The sequence below is a fragment of the Labrys sedimenti genome (genome assembly GCF_034424805.1).
GTDB classification, from domain to species: Bacteria; Pseudomonadota; Alphaproteobacteria; order Rhizobiales; family Labraceae; genus Labrys; species Labrys sedimenti.
Genome location: NZ_JAXOUF010000007.1, coordinates 62,256 through 82,661, shown reverse-complemented (window position 1 = coordinate 82,661; position 20,406 = coordinate 62,256). Strand labels below are relative to the sequence as shown.

Below are 20,406 nucleotides of genomic sequence, written 5' to 3'. Positions count from 1 at the left end.
TCGCGGAACAAGAAACGATGAACGAACAAGTCTCCACCAAGAAGCTGATCAACGCGCCCGACCAGATCATCCAGGAAATGATCGAGGGCATGACCGGCGCACATCCCGACCTGCTGCGCGTGGAAGGAGAAACGGGCCGCGCCATCGTCGCCGTGGACGGACCGCGCGCGGGCAAGGTCGGCATCGTGATCGGCGGGGGATCCGGCCATGAGCCTGCCTTCGCGGGCTATGTGGGGCGCGGCCTGGCGGATGCCGCAGCGGTGGGCAATGTCTTTGCCTCTCCATCCCCGGCGCACATCGTCGAAGCGGCGCATGCTGCCGATGGGGGCGCCGGCGTGCTGCTGCTCTATGGCAACTATACTGGTGACGTGCTGAACTTCACCATGGCCGCGGAGGAACTGACCGGGGAAGGCATGAATGTGCGCCAGGTCGCGGTGGCGGACGACGTGGCTTCCGCGCCACCCGAACGCAAGAACGAGCGGCGCGGCATTGCCGGCGATTTCTTCGTGTTCAAGATCGCCGGCGCTGCGGCCGATCTCGGCGAACCCCTCGCACGGGTGGAAGCGCTTGCCCGCGCGGCGAATGACGCAACCTGCTCCATGGGCGTGGCGCTCAGTCCTTGCTCCCTGCCGCAAACGGCCAAGCCCAATTTCACCATCGGTGCCGAAGATATGGAAATCGGCATGGGCCTGCACGGCGAGCCGGGCATTCGGCGCCAGAAATTGGCGACGGCCGACGTCGTCACCGACGAACTGATGGACAATCTGGCCCGGGAGCTCTCACTCGCGCCAGGAGATCGTGTCAGCGTCCTGGTCAATGGTCTGGGCGCAACCTCGCAAATCGAACTCTATGTGATGTTCCGGCGCGTCAAGCAGCGCCTCGATGCCCTCGGTGTGAGGATCCACGCATCCTGGGTAGGCGAATACGCGACGTCGCTGGAAATGGCAGGTGCCTCGGTGACGCTGATGAAGCTCGACGACACGCTTCAGGCCCTGCTTGACCATCCCTGCCGGACTTTGGCCCTCACCGTCGGCGCAATGGACCCGGTCGCCGAGAAGGGCACGGTGCGTCGCCAGCCGGAACGGACAGCCGATCGTGGTGCGACGCCAACGGAAGCCGCTCCAGAACTCATCGCCGATGGCGACATCACGCCTGCCCTGTTCCGAGCCATGATGCAGAATGTCGGCAACCAGATCATCGCGGAAAAGGATTGGCTCTCCGAGCTCGACGGTGTCATTGGCGACGGAGACCACGGCGTCACCATGGAGGTCGGCTGGCGCGCCGTGCAGAAGGCCCTTGACGAAGGGCCGGACAATGAGGCGATCGAGGGCATATGCAAGCGCATGGCCAAGGCCTTTCTCGATGCCGTCGGCGCTTCTTCCGGGCCGCTTTACGCCACTGCTTTCCTGCGGGCCGGCACGGCAGTCGGCAACCGTCTCAATCTCGATTCCGAGGCCTTGGCGGCCTGGCTTTCCGCGGCCTGCCAGGGGATTCGGGATCGTGGGCGCGCCGAACCGGGCGACAAGACCATGATCGATGCCTGGGTACCCGCCGTCTCCGCGGCGCTGGAGCAAGCGCGGGAAAAAGGCTCGACGCTCGATATCCTGATCGCCGCCAGGGACGGCGCCAAGGATGGCATGGAGGCGACGGCTGCAATGGAGGCCCGACGCGGCCGTGCAGCCAAGCTCGGAAAGCGCTCGATGGGGCATATCGATCCGGGTGCGGCGTCGACCTATGTCATGCTGAGGGCCATGTCCGAAGCGCGCCAGCGCGCCCTCGGCTGAGGGCCGATGGAGCGGTGCGCACGCCTGGATCCGCTTGGCCGAAGAGTTGGAAGACGCGGAACCTTTGCCGCTGCCGGGCTTGCCCCGGCGGCCTTGCGGGTACCGTCTGGCCAAACGTCGCAGCGGCGAGATCTCGCACGAGCTGAATATCTGCCGTCTTCGTGACGGCCGGGCGTTAGCGTGGCCCCTGTAGCAGGGCTCGGGCAACCGATTCACTGGTTACGAGGCGGTTGACATATCCAGCCCGCAGGATCGCCCGGATAATCGGGATCTTGTCCGTGCCGCCCGAAACGAGCACCGAGATCGGCTTTATCTTGAGCTTGTCCGGCGGCAGGGCGATGATCGACTCGTTGAGAAAGTGGTCGACGGGGCGGCCCTGGTAATCCAGGAAGCATCCCATGAATTCGCCGACGGCGCCCAGATTGAGAATGGCATCGAGATGATCCTTCACGACCCGTATCTGCGTGAGCGAAGTGTCATGCGATAGCGGGCCACAGGAAACGAGGCCGATGTCGGCGATTTCCGTGCGTGCCAGGACGTCGGTCAACTCCTCGTTCAGGAGGACCGCATCGCGGCTTTCCGGATTGGCGCAATAGATCGGTGCCGTCAAATAGTGGCATTCCACGCCGAGGGAACGGGCGAAGGCCGTCGCCACTTCGAAGGTATTCGTCGACGAGCCGCTGGTAACGCCGCCCGTCAGTCCGACCACCCAACTCGTCGGCCGCAGTTTCGCCGTCAACGCACGCACCGCATAGCTCAGCGTGCGGCCCGAACCGATGCCCACGCCCATGTCCTGGCCATTGATCAGGGAACTGGCGAGCATGCCGGCCGCCTCGCCGATGACACGCTTCTGCTCGAGATAGTCCGCCACGTCCGGCACCACGACCGACTCGACCAGGCCGTATCGTGCCGAGACCCTTTCCGCGAGATCGATGCAGTCGCTCAGCGGCAAGCTGACACGGATCTGCACCTTGCCTGTATCCCGAACCTGGCCGATGATCTTGTTCACCTTCAGCCGGGTGATGTTCATGCGCTCGGCGATTTCCTGCTGGGTCTGGCCGCCCACGAAATAGAGCCAGGCCACGCGGGCGCGCTCAAGTTCCTCGGCAAGATTCGCCCCGGCTGGCATGGTGTCTTCGATCTCGCTGCTGGGCACGGATTGGTCCTGTAGAATGGGGCATTCGGTATAGCCGTGTGGCATGAGCCGTTGCAAACCTTGTCACAGGCGATCCAGTGCCGAAACAGGGTTTTCGCTTCTTTCTACCGATGCATCGCCCGGCCCGGCGCAACCTTTGCCGCCCAATATGCCGCCTTGCACGACGCGTTCCACGCCGAACGCCCCGCCCCCGGGGAAAGACCGTCGATCGGGTTGGTAACGAAGGATCCGCGATCTGGCTGTCAGAGCTGCAGCACATTCGCGCCGATCGCAGGATCGAACGCGCGCTCTAGTCGCGTGGGAAAGACCGACACCCGGATCTCCAGCGAGCCACGGCCGACCTCGAGCGCGAGCAGATGGCCGCCGAAGGCATGGAAGTGGTCGTCCGCCGCCACGCCATGGGCATGGATCGCGGGCTTGCCATCCTTCCACGCCAAGGTTCCGGTCATGTTGGCGAGCTCGAGATTCTCGATGGTTTTCGGACGATAGGCCTTGTCGTCGAAATCGAAGAACCCGAAGGTCGCCTGCCGGAGAAATCCGAAGCCGACAAAGCTGGCAGCCGGAACCGCTTTCTCCTTCATCAGGGCCTCGAGCCGCGCGAAGACGTCGTCGCCCTGCCGCAGGACCATGAAATAGCCGTCCGGCGTTTGTATGTAGCGCCTGTGCTCGGTCATCCCGGACCTCCTGAACCGTTGCTGCAGGCTGGTCGCGCCGTCGGCGCCAGGGCTGCCACCCCTATGATGCAGCCAGCGGCTGCAGGCTGCCTTCCAGGCGGAAGAACGTGCCATCCGGCGTCGTGAAAAAGGCGAGCGAGTGCCCCGCCTCGAAGTCGTCGATGTGGACGACCGTGGAGCCGTCGGCCTCCTGCCAGGAGATGGCATAGGACTGTCCGCACAGATGCTGCCACTCGAAGCCGACGGTCGCTCTGTTGCCGGTCAGCGGGCCCTTGGTAATCTCATAGTGGAGTAAAGGGGCGTCCGCCGCATGGGCATTGGTGGCGACGAGGTCGCCGTAGTCGACCTCGAAACGCTGCCCGGCCAGGGGAAATGCGATAGGGTTCATTTGGTTTCACCTTTGTGAGCGTTGCCTCAGGCATGGCAGGCGAGGGCCGTCCGCGTCCGGCCGAGCCACACCAGCGCCAGGCCGGCCGCGGCAAGCGCGCCACCGGCGACGGGAACCGCCGCGTAGCCCAAGCCAAGGCTGATGACGCCGCCGCCGACAGCCGCCCCGACCGCATTGCCGAGATTGAAGGCGCCGACATTGATGGAGGAGGCCAGGCCCGGTGCTTCCGCCGCCGCCTGCATGACCCGCATCTGCACGGGCGGGACGATGGCGAAGGTTGCAGCGCCCCAGGCAAGCAGCCCGATCGCCGCCCCGACATGGCTCGTCAGCACCAAGGGCAGCAGCACCATGATGAGCGCGAGGGCGGCGAGGAAGATCTTGGTGGCACCATCGAGCGACCAGTCGGCGAGCCGTCCGCCCAGGCCGTTGCCGAGGGTGAAGCCGACGCCGATCAGGACGAGCGCAAGCGTGACGAAGGTATCCGAGGCGCCGGTGAGGTCCGCCAGCACCGGCGCGACGTAGGTGTAGAGCGTGAACATGGCGCCGGCACCCATCACGGTCGTCGCCATCGCCAGCAGGACGGCCGGCCGGCTGAGCACGCCGAGTTCGCGCTTGACGTCAGGCACCGTGCCGGGCTCGCCCTTGGGCAGCGCCAGCCAGAGCGAGGCGATGGCGAGGAGGCCGAGTACTGCCGTACCGGCGAAGGCCATGCGCCAGCCGATCTGCTGGCCGATCCAGGTGGCCGCTGGCACGCCGCCTATATTGGCGATCGTCAGCCCCATGAACATGGTCGCGACCGCGCTCGCCTGCTTCTCCTTGGGCACGACACTGGCGGCAACCACGGCACCGAGGCCGAAGAAGGCGCCATGGTTGAGGCTGGTGACCAGCCGCGCGAGCAGCAGGGTGGTATATCCCGGTGCGAGCGCCGACAGGATGTTGCCGACGGTGAAAATGCCCATCAGCAGCATCAGTGCGGTGCGTTTGCCGAAGCGGCTGAAGGCGAGCGTCATAATCGGAGCACCCAGCATCACGCCGATCGCATAGGCGCTGACGAGCATGCCCGCCGTCGGGATCGAAACACCGACGCCGTCAGCGATGACGGGCAGCAGGCCCATGGGCGTGAATTCGGTCGTCCCGATGCCGAAGGCGCCGATGGCCAGGGCGAGCAGGGGCCAGTTGAACCCCTGCCGGGGCGCACCGCTTGAAGCGGCCGAACCGTTCGTGTTCATCATCGTCCCTCCTTAGTCGTCCCAGGCCGGGGCCAGACCCGGAGGACTGACGAGGCGGCCATCCGGGCGGGCGAGCGTGCCGATCGCCGCCATGTCGTCATCGCTCAGGGCGAAGTCGAAGATGGCGATATTCTCGGCCACCCGCTCGGGCCTGGCGGTCTTGGACAGCGCCACGAAGCCTTGCTGGACCAGCCAGCGCAGCGCGACCTGCGCGGCGCTCTTGCCATATTTCGCGCCGATGCGCTGGAGCAGCGGATCGCGAGGCACGGCGCCGTCGGCCATGCCGTAATAGGCGCTGACGGCCACGCCCATGGACCTGGCGGCCGCGGCGAGGGCGCGCTGGTCGAGATAGGGGTGCAGTTCGACCTGGTTGGTGACGATGGGTGCCTTGCTTAGCGCGATCGTCTCCTGCATCTGGGCGATATTCTGGTTGCTCACGCCGATGAAGCGGGTCTTGCCGGCAGCCTGGACGGTGTTCAGCATCTCGACCTGATCGGCGATGGCGACCTTGTCGCCCGGCCAATGCAGCAACAGGAGGTCGACCTGGTCCACTTTCAGCCGGTCGAGGCTTTCATCGACCGAGGCGGCGAACCTGGCCTGGCTATAATTGTCGACCCAGACCTTGGTGGTCAGGAACAGATCCTCGCGACGGGCGCCGGCGGCCTGGAGGGCGCGGCCGAGCGCGGCCTCGTTCTGATAGATCTGGGCGGTGTCGAAATGGCGAAAGCCGGCTTCGAGCGCGGCGGGAACGACGCGCTCCACTTCGGCGTCCGACATGCGGAACACGCCGAAGCCGAGGGCGGGAATGGCCGCGCCGTGGACATTGATGGTCTGCATTTTCGTCTCCTGGGAGTGTCAGGCGGCCAGCGCCGCGGGGTTCCTGGTCAGCATCGGCATGACATCCGATGCGAGTTCCTCGAGGACTTCGGCAAGCGGGCGGGCCGACTGCCGCAGATTGATGGCGATGTGGTCGATGCCTGCCGCAGCCAGCGCCCTGAAATGCGCGACCAGGCCCTCGCGGCCGACGCGGGCGCCGAAGCGGATCGGCGTGGCAGGCGCATCGGCCCGGTCGAGCAGGTCGAGATGGAATGCGCTGATGAAGGCGCCGCGCCCGGCCGTCGCGTCGGCCCAGCCGCGCGCCTGCTGGGCCGTCTTGTCGAGGCTGCCCGGATAGACGAAGCGACCGTCCATATGGGCGGCGAGCCAGGCGTCGTCCTGCCGGGCCTGGCCGGCCACGACCAGAGGGATCGTCGGCTGCACCGGCCTCGGCAGCAGGTCCAGCGCAGGGACACGCTCGCCGTTCACCGGCAGGCCGCCGGGCTGCCAGGCCGCACGCAGATAGGTGACCGCCTCCCGGAAAGCTTCCCCACGGGCCTCGAAATCAAGGCCGAGCAGAGGATATTCGACCGGCCGGTCGCCCGAGGCCACACCGAGGATCAGGCGGCCGCCGGAGAGGGCGTCCACCGAGGCCGCTGCCTTGGCCGTCATCAGGGGATGGCGGATCGGCAGGACGACCGCGGCGGTACCGAGGGCCGCCTTGCGGGTCACGCCGGCGAGAAAGCCGAGCAGGGTGAAGACATCGTGGACCGAGCCGGCATCGCCCATGTTCACCTGGTCGAAGACAGGCACGTCGCGCATCCAGATCGCCGAGAAGCCGAGATCGTCGGCCTTGCGGACGAGATCGGTCTGCGCATCGAGATCGGGAACGCCGCGCGGGCGCCCTTGCGCTGCCCGCTGGGCCTCGCCGGCAGGTGACCAGTCATTGTCGAGCGGCAACTCGATGCCGAGGGTCATGTGATCCGGCTTGCGGATCAACTCCAATGCGGAAATCTTTTTCATGAGTGGCTAGGTATCTCTTTAGATCCGACTTGATAATTGCCTCGCCTTCCACATTATCTGTGAAACCAGTTCATAGACGGAGCCTCGCATGGACAATCGCGTCGGCGAGATGCAGGTCTTCCTGCGCGTGGTGGAGAGCGGTAGCTTCTCCGAAGCGGCGCGATTGCTATTGATGACGCCCTCGACGGTCAGCAAGCTGATCGGCCGCATCGAGGAGCGCCTGGGCGTGCGCCTGCTCGAGCGTTCCACGCGCCGGCTGTCGCTCACGGCCGAGGGGCAGATCTTCTATGAGAAGAGCCTCGCTTTGCTGGCGGAACTGGACGAGATCGAGCGCAGCCTGTCCCAAGGCGCGGCCAGTGCCGGCGGCACCGTCCGGGTCAACGCCTCGGTCGCCTTGGGCGTGCTGGGCCTGGAACCGCTGCTGCCGGCGTTCTGGGCGGCCCATCCCAATATCGTCGTCGACGTCTCCCTGTCCGACGAGATGGTCGATCTCTATCTCGACCGTACCGATGTCGCCTTCCGGGTCGGCACGCTGCAGGATTCCGCCATGGTCGCTCGCCGCATCGGCGTAGCCCGGCGCAAGATCGTTGCTGCTCCGCGCTATGTCGAGCGCCGGGGCGAGCCCAGGACCGTAGAGGATCTCGCCGGGCACAATTGCCTCGGCTTCAATTTCCGGAGGGCCGCGCCGGTCTGGCCGTTGCGGGAAGGGGCGCGTATCGTCGATCGCGTCGTCGGCGGGCCCCTGCTGGCCAATAATGGCGAGACCGTTCGGCGCATGGCAGTGGCGGGAGCCGGGCTGGCGCGGCTCGGCGAATATCATGTCCGGGCCGATATCGCGGCCGGCCGCCTCGTCGAGGTTCTATCGGAGGCGGTCGAGGGGGACGAGGAACAGATCCACGCCCTCTATCTGGGCGGCCCGCATCTGCCCTATCGCGTCAGGGCCTTCCTCGATTTCATTTGTCCGCGCCTGACGGCGTTCATCACGGGCAAGGACGCGGCCGTGGCGTGACGAAGAGGTGCCTGGGCTGGAATGCTGACGGCAGGACCGCCGAGGAGTGCCAGCCCATTGGGATGATCAAATCTGATCAAGACTCCTCGTTCAATCCAATCGGTTTTCCTGCACATTTCGCGGCACGGAGAAGACGCCATCGCGTCGCCGGCGAAGGCGGAATGGAACCATGAGCGAGCATATGGTCATCATCGGTGCGGGCGAGGCGGGCTGCAGGGCTGCCTTCGCATTGCGCGAACTTGGCTTCACGGGCTCGGTGACGCTCATCGGCGAGGAGGCCCATCTTCCCTATGAGCGGCCGCCCTTGTCCAAGGATGCGTTGACTGGCGAGGCTGCGCCCGGTCCCAAGACCATCGCCACCGCCGCTCGCTTCGAGGCCTGCGCGATCAGGTGCCTCACCGGTATCAAGGTGCAGGGCATCGACCGCATGGCAAGGCAGGTGTATCTGTCCGATGGCCAGAGCCTTGCCTATCACAGGCTCCTGCTCGCCACCGGTGCGCATGCGCGGCGCATCGCGCTTCCCGGCGACGCCATTCATCACTGCGTGACATTGCGTCGCTTCGAAGATCTAGAGCGTCTGCGCAGCCATTTCCGGCCCGGCGCGAAGATCGCCATCATCGGCGGCGGTTTCATCGGGCTGGAACTCGCAGCCAGTGCAATCCAACGCGGTGCGGGCGTAACGCTGGTCGAAGTTCAGCAACGCATCCTCAGCCGGGGCGTGCCTGAAGAGATCGCCCGCATGGTGGAGGCGCGTCATTTGGCGGCTGGCGTCCAACTGGTGTGCGGGATCCCTATCCTGTCCTTGCAGGACAAGGGCAGGCAGGTCGTACTGCGTTTGGCGAACGGACAGGAGATCGCTGCCGATCTCGTGGTCGCCGGTGTCGGTGCCCTGCCGGCGACGGAGCTTGCCGAAGCAACCGGGTTGGCGATCGAAAACGGCATAGCCGTCGATGTCCGGCTTCGCACCAGCGATCCGTCGATCTTCGCCGGCGGCGATTGCTGTTCGTTCCCCTTGCCGGTCTATGACAACCGGCGGGTGAGGCTGGAGTCCTGGCGCAATGCGCAGGATCATGGTGCGCTGGCGGCCCGCAACATGCTTGGCGCCGATGACGCGATTTCCGCCGTGCCCTGGTTCTGGTCGGATCAATATGATCTCAGTCTCCAGGTGGCCGGATTGGTCGATCAGGGATGCTCGCTCGTGCGGCGCGACCTGGGACCAAATGCCGTTCTGCAGTTTCATCTGGATGAATCGGGCCGTCTCGTTGCGGCGAGTGGCATCGGGCCTGGCAATGCAGTGGCCCGTGATATTCGCCTGGCGGAGATGTTGATCGCTAGGCGTGCCAGGCCTTCGGTGGATGCCCTGTCGACGCCAAAGGTCAATCTGAAGAGCTTGCTTGCGGCGTGACCACGTCGGTCGGCCTGCAGGGCCGAGGCGGTGATATGCGACCGGGGAGGTCGCGAGCGCCTGATCAATTTTGATCAAGTAATCCGGCGACGGCTTTCGGTACGCCGGCTATCATCAATGCGAGAAAAAGGGAGGCAAGGCGATGGACCGTCGGCCGTCGGTTTACGATCTGCGGAGCCAGAAAGGCCTGCAAAAGTGGGTACAACTGCATGTCGATACGCCGGCCGAGGCCACCGCCGCGCAGGCGGCGGGTATCGTGGTTCTTTCCTGTGAGCCCGATCATCAACTCGAAGCCGTGCGCAAGGCCGCGCCCGGCGCTTTCCTGTCGGCCGGAATGCCGCATGGCTCGGTCTCTTCGCCCCGGGACGCCATCCGGCTCGGCTTCGAGATCCTGCGCCGCGGTGCCGATGCCGTCTACTGCTCGCACTCTCCGTTCTTCATCGAGGCCATGGCACGTGAAGGCATCCCGGTCACCGGCCATGTCGGCCTCGTGCCAAATCGAGCAACCTGGACGAATTTCCGTGCCATCGGCAGGAAAGCCGAAGAAGCGGCCCAGGTTATGCGCGCCGTCAAGGACATCGAGAATGCGGGAGCGGCCTTCATCGAGGTCGAGGTGGTCCCCGTGCGCCTTGCCGACTTCATCACGCGTTCAACCCGATGATCACGATGGGCATGGGATGTGGATCGGCCTGCGACACGCAATATCTGTTTTCGTCCGATGTGCTGGGGACGAATACTGGGCACTACCCCCGTCACGCGAAGAAATATGCCGATTTCACTGCCCTCGAGGCGGAGTTGCAGCAAAAGCGAGTGATGGCGTTCCAGGCCTTTGCCGCTGATGTCGAGAATGGCGCCTATCCGGAAGCCGGGCATCAGGTCGACATGGACGATGACGCCTTCGAACGTTTCCTGACCCTTTCCAACAAGCTCTGAAAGGAGGCCGCCATGGACGACCTTTCCTATGGCGCGCGCAACAAGCGCGGCGACTGGGCTCCGAACGAGCCTGCCTCAACCGCGCCGGTCTTCGTGTTCCCGCCGCAGCCGCTGAAACTCCTGAAGTGGCTGCCACATTATTTTCTCCCCTACAACGTCCTGTTCGCGCTCTCGGCCGTCGGCTGGTGGTACTTTGTCCTGCCTGAACCCGAGGTGATGAAGACTTTGGCCTGGGGCTGGGTGCTGAAGCTCTTCGCCGCCAACGTCGTCGCCGTCTTCCTGTTCTTCGGGGCTTTCGAACTGAAGCTCTATGTTCTGCGCAGCCAGAGCAATCGCTTCAAATATAACGGAAAGTTTCCGGCCGAGCAGCGTTCGAAGGCCTTCTTCTTCGAGCGCCAGAATGTCGACAACATGCTGCGCACCTTCGGAACCGGCCTGCCGATCTGGACGGGCATCGAGGTGTTCGTGCTCATGGCCTTCGCCAATGGCTGGGTGCCATGGCTCGCCTTTGCACAGAACCCGATCTACCTGTTCGTGCTCGCGCTTCTGGTGCCGATCATCCACGAGACCCATTTCTTCCTGCTGCACCGGGCGATCCATTGGGCCCCGCTCTACAAATGGGTGCACTCCGTCCACCACAATTCGGTGAATCCTTCGCCCTGGTCGTCCCTCTCGATGCATCCCGTCGAGCAGTTCTGCTATCTCGGCACCATGTTCTGGCACCTGATCATTCCATCCAACCCGATCATGGCGCTCTACCAGCTGCATTTCGCCGGCTTTGGCGCCATTCCCGGCCATGTCGGCTTCGACAAGGTGGAACTGGGCGAGGACACCGCCGTCGATAGCCATGCCTATATCCATTACCTCCACCACAAATATTTCGAGGTGAATTATGGCGACGGGCTGATCCCCTTCGACCGCTGGTTCGGCACGTTCCACGACGGCAGCAAGGAAGGCGAAAGGCAGATGCAGGTTCGCTACGAGAAGAAGAAAGCCCGCCTCAATGCGAAGGCCGAGGCCAAGAAGTCCAATCCCGACCAGGCAGGAGCATAGAGATGGCCGACTGGATCACCGCCTGCAAGCTTGCCGACATCGAAGCTGAGGGCGTCATTCGCTTCGACCATGGCGGCAGGACGTATGCGATCTATCGCTCGCCCAGCGACGAGGTCTTCTGCACCGACGGGCTCTGCACCCATGAGGCCATTCATCTGGCCGATGGTCTGGTCATGGACTACGAGATCGAATGCCCGAAGCACTCGGGCGCCTTCGACTATCGAACCGGCGAGGCGTTGCGGATGCCGCCTTGCGTCAATCTGAAGACATATCAGGCCGAGACGGACGGCACCGATGTGAGGGTGCGCTTGTAAGGTTGTCAGCGCTTGGCGCTTTCATTCGAATGAAAAGGCCGGCACCTCGCGTGACCGGCCTTTTTCAATGGCGCCATTCCTTGCTCGCCCCATAGCGTTTTGCGATTTGATGGAGTCACCAAGAATCGCAAAGACGCGTCGAAACAAGACACGAAAGCAAAGCAGCGGTTACGTGTAAACGCGCTTTGCTCTGGGCAGCTTCGACAGCCTGCCTACCAAGATCAAATTTGGTCAAATCATGCGTTGAGCAGCCTTGGAGCCCCTCTAAACTGAACAACTGAGCGCGGCTCCATACCGAACACAAACGGGCCGGCCGATCCAAGGGAGGGTTCAATGAAGGCATGGCTCAAGGCCGCCATCGGCGCTTGCGCGCTGTTGATGTCGACCGCATCCGGTTTTGCTGCGGAACGGATCGTGTTCGTCGGCCATTGGTCGGAATCGGATTCGGCCTTCAACGTCATCCGCAATTCGGCCCAACTGGCCGCGGATCAGCTCGGCGTGAAGATCGAATTCCGCAATCCCACTGGCGGCGATCTCTCCGAAATGGGACGGCTGATCGATCAAGCGGCGGCGTCGAAGCCGACGGCCATCATCGCTACGGTTCCCGACGAGAATATCGTGAGCGACCCGCTCTCCAATGCCGTTGCTGCCGGCATTCCCGTGGTGATCGTGAATTCCGGCTCGGCCGAGATCGCCAAGAAGATCGGTACGTTGCGCTATATCGGCCAGGCCGAATATGACGCCGGCAAGGCTGCCGGCGAACAGGCCAAGGCCGCGCAGGTCAAGAGTTTCCTGTGCGTGAACCATTTCTACCAGCACCCGGTCTCGCACCAGCGCTGCAAAGGCTTCGCCGATGGGCTCGGCGTGCCACTTGGCGACCAGGAGATCGATTCCGGCACCGATCCCAATGACGTCGTCAATCGTTCGGCGGCCGTCCTCAAGGCACATGCCGACACCCAGGTCATCCTGACGCTCGGCCCGACCAGTGCCGATCCGATGATCAAATGGGTGAAGGACCAGGGCGCCGGCGACAAATATTTCTTCGCACGCTTCGATCTCAGCAAGGATATCGTCGCAGCCATGAAGGATGGCAAGGTCAAGGTCGCCATCGACCAGCAGCCCTTCCTGCAGGGCTATGACGCGGTCACCGTTCTGACGAATTATGCGCGCTACGGCGTGCTGCAGGCGAACGACGTCGCCTCGGGGCCCGGCTTGATCACCAAGGCCAATGTCGATCAGGTCCTGGCGCTGGCCGGCAAATATCGCTGATCAATTATCGCGCGAAAAGCGGGGGCGTATGCTGCCCCTGCTCATGGCCCCTAGAGCAAAGCGCGTTTAGACGGAAACGGCGCATTGCTCTCACTCGTTGGTTGGACGCGTCTTTGCGATTCTTGGCGATTCCGCCAAATCGCAAAACGCTTTAGAGGTTCTCGGCGGTGATCGTATAGAACCGCACGGGTTCGGAACTGACCTCGGCCGTAATGAAGCCGATCTTCCTCAAGACCGTATCGATGGCGCGCCGGGCCTGCGTCTCCGGAGCCTGGTCCAGGACGATATCCATCAATCCCGATTGCAGCCAGAGTCGGGATTCATCCGTCAGTTCATGGCCGACCCACATCAGGGGCGGGGCGGATTTGCGGCGTTCCAGCACGAAGGCCACGCCGGCATTGGCGCCACCCGCATTGTAGAGGCCGATGATCTCGGGATCCCGTTTCAGCGCCGTATCGAGAACCTCGGCCGATCGCTGGTCCTGGTCGAGCCCGAACAGCGTTTCCGAGAACAGGAGGCCACCGCCCGCATGCTCGGCGAGGTAGTCCGAGAAACCGCGGATGCGTTCCCGGTGCACTTCGTAGACGCCGCTGTGGCAAAGCGCAGCCAGATGCCCGGAAGAGCCTTTCAGCATTCTCGCCATCAGCATGGCGGCCGTTCGGCCCGCCGCATAATTGTCGATGCCGACGAAGGCATCGTGGGAGCCGTCGATCCGGGACACGATCTGGACGATGGCGACGCCCTTTTCGCGCTCTTGGGCGAGCCTGGCCCTGACCTCGGGATGGTCGGGAGCGACGATGATCAGCCCGACCCGGCGAAAGCCGGGCTCGGCGATCCGCTGGGCCACGCTGGCAGGGGCGTTCTCGTCCACGAAGGTGCGGTGTAGCAGGATGCTCGGATCGAGCGACTCCGAGATGCGGATGAAGGCTTCGTTCAACCGCGTGAAGAAGGGAGTCTCGCGGCGCACCATCAGGACCTCGACACGCAGGACGCCGCTATATTTCTGCGGCAAGGCGCGCGTGCTGCCGAGCTGGCGCATGGCCTGCACGACTTTTTCAATGGTGGCAGGCGTGACATTGCCGCGCGAGTTCAGGACGCGCTCGACCGTCGCGGTTCCGACCCCGGCTTCGCGCGCAATGTCCGCCAACGTCGCCTTTTTCATGGCAGCTCCGGGATTGACGGGCTGTTCCGTGTCTCTTGATCAAATATGATCATAATTGTTGTCGCCTGGGAAGGGACCCCTCCCTACCATGATCCCATGCCCGGACAGGAAGATCTCAGCGGGAAAACTGCAGCGAACCGGGCATCCATGGTGGGATGCAAGGATCCTGGAAGATGTTTCGGGCTGACGTTCCGTACAGCTCCAAAGCAAACTCGACTGATTACAGCCGAACGCCGTTCCGACCGGCAAAAATTACAAGGCTGAACTTTCGAAGGTTCAGACGGCTTGTCCGCCTGACGGATCAGGGAGGAAGTAATGAACGACGCCAAGGGGGCCGCGCCGCTCATGGCCGATGCCCGACTGCGTCGCGTCTCGCCATTTCGCAGGGCCTTGATCAGGCCCGAACTCGGAGCGATCTGCGGCACGATCGCCGTGTTCTTGTTCTTTCTGACGCTCGCGCCTGCCTCCGGTATATTCTCCCTGGAAGGGACGATGAATTGGGGCACGGTCTCGGCTCAGTTCATGATCATTGCCGTCGGCGCTTGTCTCTTGATGATTGCGGGCGAGTTCGATCTTTCCGTCGGCTCGATGATCGTCTTCTCCGGCATCGTGATCGCCTTGCTGTCGACCTCGTTCGGCTTTCCGATGTGGCTGGCAATTCTCGCGGCCTTCGCCGTTTCGCTGGCGATCGGGGCGCTCAACGGCTTCCTGATCCTGCGCACGGGACTGCCCTCCTTCATCATCACCTTGGCGGCACTCTTCATCCTGCGCGGCCTGACGACCTACATCCCGATCCTGACCAACGGCTCGACCATCATCGACGGGCTCAAGGCCGCATCCGCCGGCAACTGGCTGGCGCCGGTCTTCGGAGGCAAGATCTTGCAAGGCCTGTTTGTCTGGTTGGCCGAGCACGGCGCGATCGGCACCTTCAAGGCAGGCCCCAAGGCCGGCCAGCCGATCGTCGACGGCATCCCGATGCTGATGGTCTGGGCGCTTGGCCTGGCCATCGTCGCCCATGTCGTTCTCACTCGCACCGTGTTCGGAAGCTGGATCTTTGCCGCCGGCGGCGATGCCAATGCCGCGCGCAGCGTGCGGCAGACCGCGAACGTCCTGGCCACGATCGACAGGGTGCGGTCCAAGGGGGTAGGCGTGGTGTTCATCACCCATAATGTCCGCCATGCCCTGGCGATCGGCGATCGCTTCACGGTGCTCAATCACGGCAAGACGCTGGGTACGGCGCTGCGCGGCGAAGTCAGCCACGATGAATTGCAGAACCTGATGGCCGGTGGCCAGGAACTCGTCGAGCTCGAAAGCTCCTTGCGGGGCCGCGTCTGAGCGAGATCGATGTCGCTTCGCTTCCCTCGATCTCACGCAGATAAGTCAATTCGCGAGGCAGGACATGGAACGGCCAGAGCATCCAAGAGACCTTGCCGAACTGTGCCAGCGGTTTGCGGAGATGCGCGTAGGGTTGAAACCCTGGGCGCAAACGGCCATGGACTATGCTCTCGACAATTGCCTTCAGGTCGCCTTGGGTTCGGCGCGTGACATGGCAAAGGCTTGCGGCATCCCGATATCGGCCGTCAGCCGCCTCGTGAGGCTGTTTGGATTCCGCTGCTTTGCGGATTTCCGCAATGTCTTCAAGCAGGAGATCCGCTTCCATCTCAGTCTTCAACGTCGGTGTTTTGTCGAACGGTCGTGATCAGTCTCAGTTCGTCGGCAGCGATGGCCGGCAGGAGAATGCGTAAACATGTGCTTGGATTGAGTTTCGATGCCGGTGATGGCGCGCCGGCGCTTCGTTGCCGCTGCTCAGACCGCTCGACCTCCGCTATCTAGGCCCGTGTTTCTGCCGCCAAGGGAAAGTCTCTCGGGCCTCGCCAGCGCAGCGCTTCGATAAAAAGGGCAAAGGCAGCCGAGTGTTGCCGCCGGCTCGGGTAATAGAGGTGATAGCCCGGAAAGGGGGGGCACCAGTCTTCGAGCACCCGGACAAGCTGCCCGGCAGAGATGGGATCCTTCACCATGTCATCCGGCAGGCAGGCAAGTCCAAGCCCATTCGATGCTGCGTCGATGATTAACAGAACATCGTTGCAGGTGAATTGCCCCTCCACCCTGACATTGAGCGGCCTGCCATTCTTTTCGAATTCCCAGGCATAGAGCCCGCCTTTGGTGGGCAAGCGCAGATTGATGCAGTTGTGGCTGGTCAGGTCATGGGGCATTTGGGGCTTGGGGTGCACTTCAAAATAACCCGGCGACCCGACGACCGCCATCCGCAAGTCCGGGGAGATCCGCACGGCGATCATGTCCTTCTCGAGCTGCTCGCCCAGGCGGATGCCGGCATCGAAACCGTCCCCGACAATGTCCGTAAGCCTCTGGTCGATTGAAATCTCGATGTTGAGGTCGGGGTAATCCACCATCAGCTTGCGAGCCGCAGGCATCAGAATGGCATCGGAGGCACTTCGGCTCGAAGTGATGCGGATCGTGCCGGCCGGCTTCTCGCGCAATTCGTCCAGGACCGCCAAGCTGCCGCGAATATCATCGAAGGCGGGAGTCAGTGCGGCATATAGCTTGGCCCCGGCCTCGGTCATCGAAATATTCCGCGTCGTTCGACTGAGGAGGCGCAGCCCCAGCCGTTCCTCCAAGCGTCGAACGGTATGGCTCAGCGCAGACTGGGATGTGCCCAATTGTGCAGCGGCGCGGGTGAAACTGCGTTCCTCGGCGACGGTCAGGAAAGCGGCAAGATCGCCGTACTCGCTGCGATGCATTCATGAAAATCCAATATAGGCCTATACGCAACTTTGCATCTAATGAAGGTAATGCACCAGTCCTATTCTTTGAAAAAGGGAACCGGCAGGAACACGCTTCCACCTGCCGGCGCCGAACGCGCTCTTGTCATCGCGGCGGTCGAGCGCGGGCCTGTGGCGCGTCCCCTTTTTGAAAAGGAGAGAAGACATGCAAAAGCGTATGCTTGGCAAAAGCGGCCTTGAGGTTTCGGCTCTCGGCTATGGCTGCATGGGGTTGGACTTCGGCTACGCCCACAAGCTCGGCAAGCAGGAGGGCATCACGTTGATCCGCCAGGCGGTGGATCGCGGCGTCACCTTCTTCGACACGGCGGAGGTCTACGGACCATTCACAAACGAGGAAATGGTCGGCGAGGCGCTGCGTGCGGTTCGCGACCAGGTCGTGATCGCCACGAAGTTCGGCTTCAACATCGTCGATGGCAAGCAGTCGGGGCTGAACAGCAGGCCAGATCACATCAAGGCGGTTGCCGACGCATCCCTCAAGCGGCTCGGCGTCGAGCAGATCGATCTCTTCTACCAGCATCGGGTCGATCCCGGCGTGCCGATCGAAGACGTGGCGGGTGCGGTGAAGGAGCTGATCGCAGCCGGCAAGGTAAAGCACTTCGGACTGTCGGAACCGAGTGCGCAGACCGCTCGTCGCGCCCATGCGGTACAGTCCGTGAGCGCTTTGCAAAACGAATATTCGCTTTGGACGCGGGGCGTTGAAACGAACGGGATCCTGGAGACCTGTCAGGAGTTGGGGATTGGCCTCGTGCCCTACAGCCCGCTCGGCAAGGGCTTCCTGACGGGTGCGATGGACAAGGACACCAAGGTCGCTGATGGCGATTTCCGCAGTATTTTGCCGCGCTTCACGCCCGATGCGATGGCAAAAAACCAAGCTTTGGTGGATCTTCTGAAACGGATCGCAGCCGACAAGAACGCCACACCCGCACAGGTTGCGCTTTCGTGGCTGCTGGCACAAAGGCCCTGGATCGTGCCGATTCCCGGTACCACCAAGCTTAGTCGTCTCGAAGAGAATCTCGGTGCTGTCGATGTCGATCTGACGGCTGCAGACCTTTCCGAAATCCAGGCTGCCGCAGCCGCAATCCGGATCGAAGGCGAGCGCTATCCCGAGCAGCTTCTCAAGACGACGGGGCTTTGAAGGGCAGTCTACACAATCGAGCCGAGAACGGTCGTCGTCATCGCGGGCGCCGCGAGCGGCCTTGCGGACGAGACAGCGCTCCGCTCGCCAAGGAAGGCCTGAAGGCCGACCTAGCCGCTACTGTGTATCGAACAACAACGAGGTCCCTCCATGAAGAAGATCACCGCATCCATCGCCATTTCAGCGCTGGCCGCGACCGGAGCCGGGGCCCAGGAACCTCGCCGCGAGCGTGTTGCACCCGCAGTCGTCTACGAGGTCGCTCCGGGCCTCGGTCACTTCACTGACGACGTGTTGTTCGGCGAGGTCTGGAAACGCGCCGAACTGCCTCCGCGCGACCGTAGCCTGATTACGGTCGCGGCCCTGGTTTCGACTGGAAAGGTGGCGCAGATCGGCAGCCATGTCGCTCGTGCACTGGACAAAGGCGTGAAGCCGGAGGAGATCGGCGAACTCATCACCCAGCTCGCCTTCTATTCCGGCTGGCCGAACGCGATGTCGGCTGTCGGCGAAGCAAAGAAGGTCTTCGACGCGCGCGGGATCGGCGCTGCCGCCAACAGCCATGCCGCGCCGATTGAGCTGGATGCAGAGGCGGAAGCGGCTCGCGCCAGCGCGGTGAAGGGCGCGGTGGGGCCGACCTCTCCGATGTTGGCTGAGTTGACCAATCGCGTCCTGTTCGGCGATCTGTGGCGGCGGCCAGATCTATCGCCGCGCGATCGCAGCCTCGTCACCGTCGCCGCCCTCATCGCCATCGGGCAGCCCGAACAGCTTCCTTTCCACGCCAATCGCGCCATGGACAATGGCTTGACGCAGGCGGAAGCCGCTGAGATACCTGCGCATCTTTGTTTCTATGCCGGCTGGCCTCGCGCCATGTCTGCCATTCCCGTGCTGGAAAAGGTGTTTGCCTCTCGCCGGGAAGAGCAGCGCTGAGAGGTAGGGAAGGGCCGGCCGATCATGTTGCCGGACAGGTGCAAGCCGGATCTCACCGAGGCTGCGGGCCCGCGAGACCCGCACTGGCTTCCTTGATATTGCCGCCGCCTCTCTTGGCACCGGTTTTGTGGATGCGTGCGTCCCGAATGAGGGCCTTGTCGCCCGGGTCCTGAGCCCGTTGCGCGGAAGCGACCAATGCATTCCGCCTCTCTGCGGGAGGCTAGGGCAGGGCGGCACCGGCATGCCGCAAAAATAATCCGCATTGCTTGTTGACAATATATGTTTTTTGCAATGATCATTGCAAAAAATCAGGGAGGATTTCCGTGCTCAGGATTGCCGTATTGGGATGCGGACGGATCGGACGGATGCATGCTGCCAATATCGGGGCCCATCCCAGGACCCGGCTCGCGGGTGTCTTCGACGTTTCAAGGGAAGCTGCCGCCGAGGTGGGAGCCAGAGAGGCAGTACCCGTCTTCGCCACCGACGACGAGGTTATTGCCTCCAAGGAGGTCGACGCCGTGCTCGTCGCCAGTTCCACCAGCACGCATGCCGACTACATCGAAAAGGCCGTGGCGGCCGGCAAACCGGTGTTGTGCGAGAAGCCGATCGACCTGAGCCTGGAAAGGGTCGATCGCTGCGCCAGCATCATCGGCAAGACATCTGTGCCCATCATGCTCGGCTTCGTCAGGCGTTTCGACCCCACGCATAGGGCGACGAAGGCGGCGATCGCGAATGGCGATATCGGCGATGTACACCAGATCGTCATCACCTCCCGCGACCCGGGAATGGCTCCCGCCGCCTATATGGAAGTATCGGGCGGCATTTTTCGCGACATGACGATCCACGATTTCGACATGGCCCGCTTCCTCCTGGGCGAGGAACCGCAAACGGTGAGCGCGGTCGGAAGCCGCCTCGTCAATCCGGGGCTGATGGCACGCTGCGAGGACTGGGACACCGTCTCGGTGGTTCTTGCCACGTCCTCGGGAAAGCAGTGCGTGATCTTGAATTCGAGGCAGGCCGTCTATGGCTACGACCAGCGTGTCGAGGTGTTCGGCAACAAGGGCATGGCCATTTCGGAAAACCGGAGAGTGCATGATTCCGTACGCTTCGCCGCGGAATTCACGGCCCGCGGAGCACCCTATCTCGACTTCTTCATCGAACGCTATGCGGAAGCCTTCAATGCCGAGATCGGCGCCTTCGTCGACGCGGTCGAAAACGCCACGGCGCCGGAAGTCGGATTTGCAGATGGCCGTGCGGCCCTGGTCCTGGCCGAAGCGGCCGGCCGGTCGATCCGCGAGGGACGGCCGGTGAACACCAGCGAGGTCGGGTGA

The 20,406-nt window shown here is 63.2% G+C and carries 19 protein-coding genes and 1 pseudogene; 12 read left to right on the top strand and 8 right to left on the bottom strand.

The window, feature by feature from the left end:
• Positions 1-17: 17 nt before the first annotated feature.
• Positions 18-1,784 (top strand): dihydroxyacetone kinase subunit DhaL, encoded by a 1,767-nt coding sequence (dhaL, locus tag U1R88_RS20675; protein ID WP_322432936.1) that lies wholly within the window; start codon positions 18-20, stop codon positions 1,782-1,784.
• Between the two features lie 175 nt (positions 1,785-1,959).
• On the opposite strand, the gene U1R88_RS20670 is transcribed toward dhaL, so the two are convergent.
• From U1R88_RS20670 to U1R88_RS20645, 6 genes are all read right to left on the bottom strand, one after another.
• Positions 1,960-2,940: a sugar-binding transcriptional regulator gene (locus U1R88_RS20670; protein WP_322432935.1), complete on the bottom strand. Its 981-nt coding sequence runs from the start codon at positions 2,938-2,940 to the stop codon at positions 1,960-1,962.
• Positions 2,941-3,182: 242 nt separating this feature from the next.
• Positions 3,183-3,614 (bottom strand): PPC domain-containing DNA-binding protein, encoded by a 432-nt coding sequence (locus tag U1R88_RS20665; RefSeq protein ID WP_322432934.1) that lies wholly within the window; start codon positions 3,612-3,614, stop codon positions 3,183-3,185.
• A 61-nt stretch (positions 3,615-3,675) separates the two neighbouring features.
• Positions 3,676-4,002, bottom strand: a complete 327-nt coding sequence (locus U1R88_RS20660; RefSeq protein WP_322432933.1) for a MoaF-related domain-containing protein — start codon at positions 4,000-4,002, stop codon at positions 3,676-3,678.
• A 26-nt stretch (positions 4,003-4,028) separates the two neighbouring features.
• Entirely contained in the window at positions 4,029-5,231 is a 1,203-nt protein-coding gene (locus U1R88_RS20655) for an MFS transporter (RefSeq protein ID WP_322433072.1), read from the bottom strand.
• A gap of 12 nt (positions 5,232-5,243) precedes the next feature.
• The gene (locus U1R88_RS20650) at positions 5,244-6,068 is read right to left on the bottom strand and encodes an aldo/keto reductase (protein WP_322432932.1); all 825 of its coding nucleotides are present in this window, start codon (positions 6,066-6,068) and stop codon (positions 5,244-5,246) included.
• A gap of 18 nt (positions 6,069-6,086) precedes the next feature.
• Positions 6,087-7,070 (bottom strand): TIGR03571 family LLM class oxidoreductase, encoded by a 984-nt coding sequence (locus tag U1R88_RS20645; protein WP_322432931.1) that lies wholly within the window; start codon positions 7,068-7,070, stop codon positions 6,087-6,089.
• A gap of 88 nt (positions 7,071-7,158) precedes the next feature.
• Here U1R88_RS20645 and U1R88_RS20640 point away from each other — a divergent pair, with 88 nt between their 5' ends.
• The 7 genes from U1R88_RS20640 to U1R88_RS20610 all read left to right on the top strand — a co-directional run bounded on the left by U1R88_RS20640 (position 7,159) and on the right by U1R88_RS20610 (position 13,053).
• The gene (locus U1R88_RS20640) at positions 7,159-8,079 is read left to right on the top strand and encodes a LysR family transcriptional regulator (protein ID WP_322432930.1); all 921 of its coding nucleotides are present in this window, start codon (positions 7,159-7,161) and stop codon (positions 8,077-8,079) included.
• 169 nt (positions 8,080-8,248) lie between these two features.
• The gene (locus tag U1R88_RS20635; protein WP_322432929.1) at positions 8,249-9,484 is read left to right on the top strand and encodes an NAD(P)/FAD-dependent oxidoreductase; all 1,236 of its coding nucleotides are present in this window, start codon (positions 8,249-8,251) and stop codon (positions 9,482-9,484) included.
• A 142-nt stretch (positions 9,485-9,626) separates the two neighbouring features.
• A complete protein-coding gene (locus U1R88_RS20630; RefSeq protein ID WP_322432928.1) occupies positions 9,627-10,145 on the top strand; it encodes a 3-methyl-2-oxobutanoate hydroxymethyltransferase in 519 nt (172 codons plus the stop codon).
• Positions 10,142-10,417, top strand: a complete 276-nt coding sequence (locus U1R88_RS20625) for a 3-methyl-2-oxobutanoate hydroxymethyltransferase (RefSeq protein ID WP_322432927.1) — start codon at positions 10,142-10,144, stop codon at positions 10,415-10,417. The genes U1R88_RS20630 and U1R88_RS20625 overlap by 4 nt, the downstream gene beginning before the upstream one ends.
• 12 nt (positions 10,418-10,429) lie before the next feature.
• Positions 10,430-11,470 carry a sterol desaturase family protein gene (locus tag U1R88_RS20620; RefSeq protein ID WP_322432926.1) on the top strand — a complete coding sequence of 347 codons (1,041 nt, stop codon included), beginning with the start codon at positions 10,430-10,432 and terminating at the stop codon, positions 11,468-11,470.
• A gap of 2 nt (positions 11,471-11,472) precedes the next feature.
• Positions 11,473-11,784 carry a MocE family 2Fe-2S type ferredoxin gene (locus U1R88_RS20615; protein ID WP_068281649.1) on the top strand — a complete coding sequence of 104 codons (312 nt, stop codon included), beginning with the start codon at positions 11,473-11,475 and terminating at the stop codon, positions 11,782-11,784.
• 333 nt (positions 11,785-12,117) lie between these two features.
• Positions 12,118-13,053, top strand: a complete 936-nt coding sequence (locus U1R88_RS20610; protein WP_322432925.1) for a substrate-binding domain-containing protein — start codon at positions 12,118-12,120, stop codon at positions 13,051-13,053.
• A gap of 151 nt (positions 13,054-13,204) precedes the next feature.
• Here the strand turns inward: U1R88_RS20610 and U1R88_RS20605 are convergent, their stop codons facing one another.
• Positions 13,205-14,215 carry a LacI family DNA-binding transcriptional regulator gene (locus U1R88_RS20605; protein WP_322432924.1) on the bottom strand — a complete coding sequence of 337 codons (1,011 nt, stop codon included), beginning with the start codon at positions 14,213-14,215 and terminating at the stop codon, positions 13,205-13,207.
• Between the two features lie 315 nt (positions 14,216-14,530).
• Between U1R88_RS20605 and U1R88_RS20600 the strand changes: the two genes are divergently transcribed.
• Positions 14,531-15,550: an ABC transporter permease subunit gene (locus tag U1R88_RS20600; RefSeq protein WP_322432923.1), complete on the top strand. Its 1,020-nt coding sequence runs from the start codon at positions 14,531-14,533 to the stop codon at positions 15,548-15,550.
• 494 nt (positions 15,551-16,044) lie between these two features.
• Here the strand turns inward: U1R88_RS20600 and U1R88_RS20595 are convergent, their stop codons facing one another.
• Positions 16,045-16,974: a LysR family transcriptional regulator gene (locus U1R88_RS20595; RefSeq protein WP_322432922.1), complete on the bottom strand. Its 930-nt coding sequence runs from the start codon at positions 16,972-16,974 to the stop codon at positions 16,045-16,047.
• A 187-nt stretch (positions 16,975-17,161) separates the two neighbouring features.
• Between U1R88_RS20595 and U1R88_RS20590 the strand changes: the two genes are divergently transcribed.
• The 3 genes and pseudogenes from U1R88_RS20590 (at position 17,162) to iolG (ending at position 20,406) form a co-directional block, all read left to right on the top strand.
• Positions 17,162-18,151, top strand: a complete 990-nt coding sequence (locus U1R88_RS20590; protein ID WP_322433071.1) for an aldo/keto reductase — start codon at positions 17,162-17,164, stop codon at positions 18,149-18,151.
• A gap of 150 nt (positions 18,152-18,301) precedes the next feature.
• Positions 18,302-19,060 (top strand): annotated as a pseudogene (locus U1R88_RS20585) (carboxymuconolactone decarboxylase family protein); the annotation flags it as partial.
• A gap of 338 nt (positions 19,061-19,398) precedes the next feature.
• Positions 19,399-20,406, top strand: a complete 1,008-nt coding sequence (gene iolG, locus U1R88_RS20580) for an inositol 2-dehydrogenase (protein ID WP_322432921.1) — start codon at positions 19,399-19,401, stop codon at positions 20,404-20,406.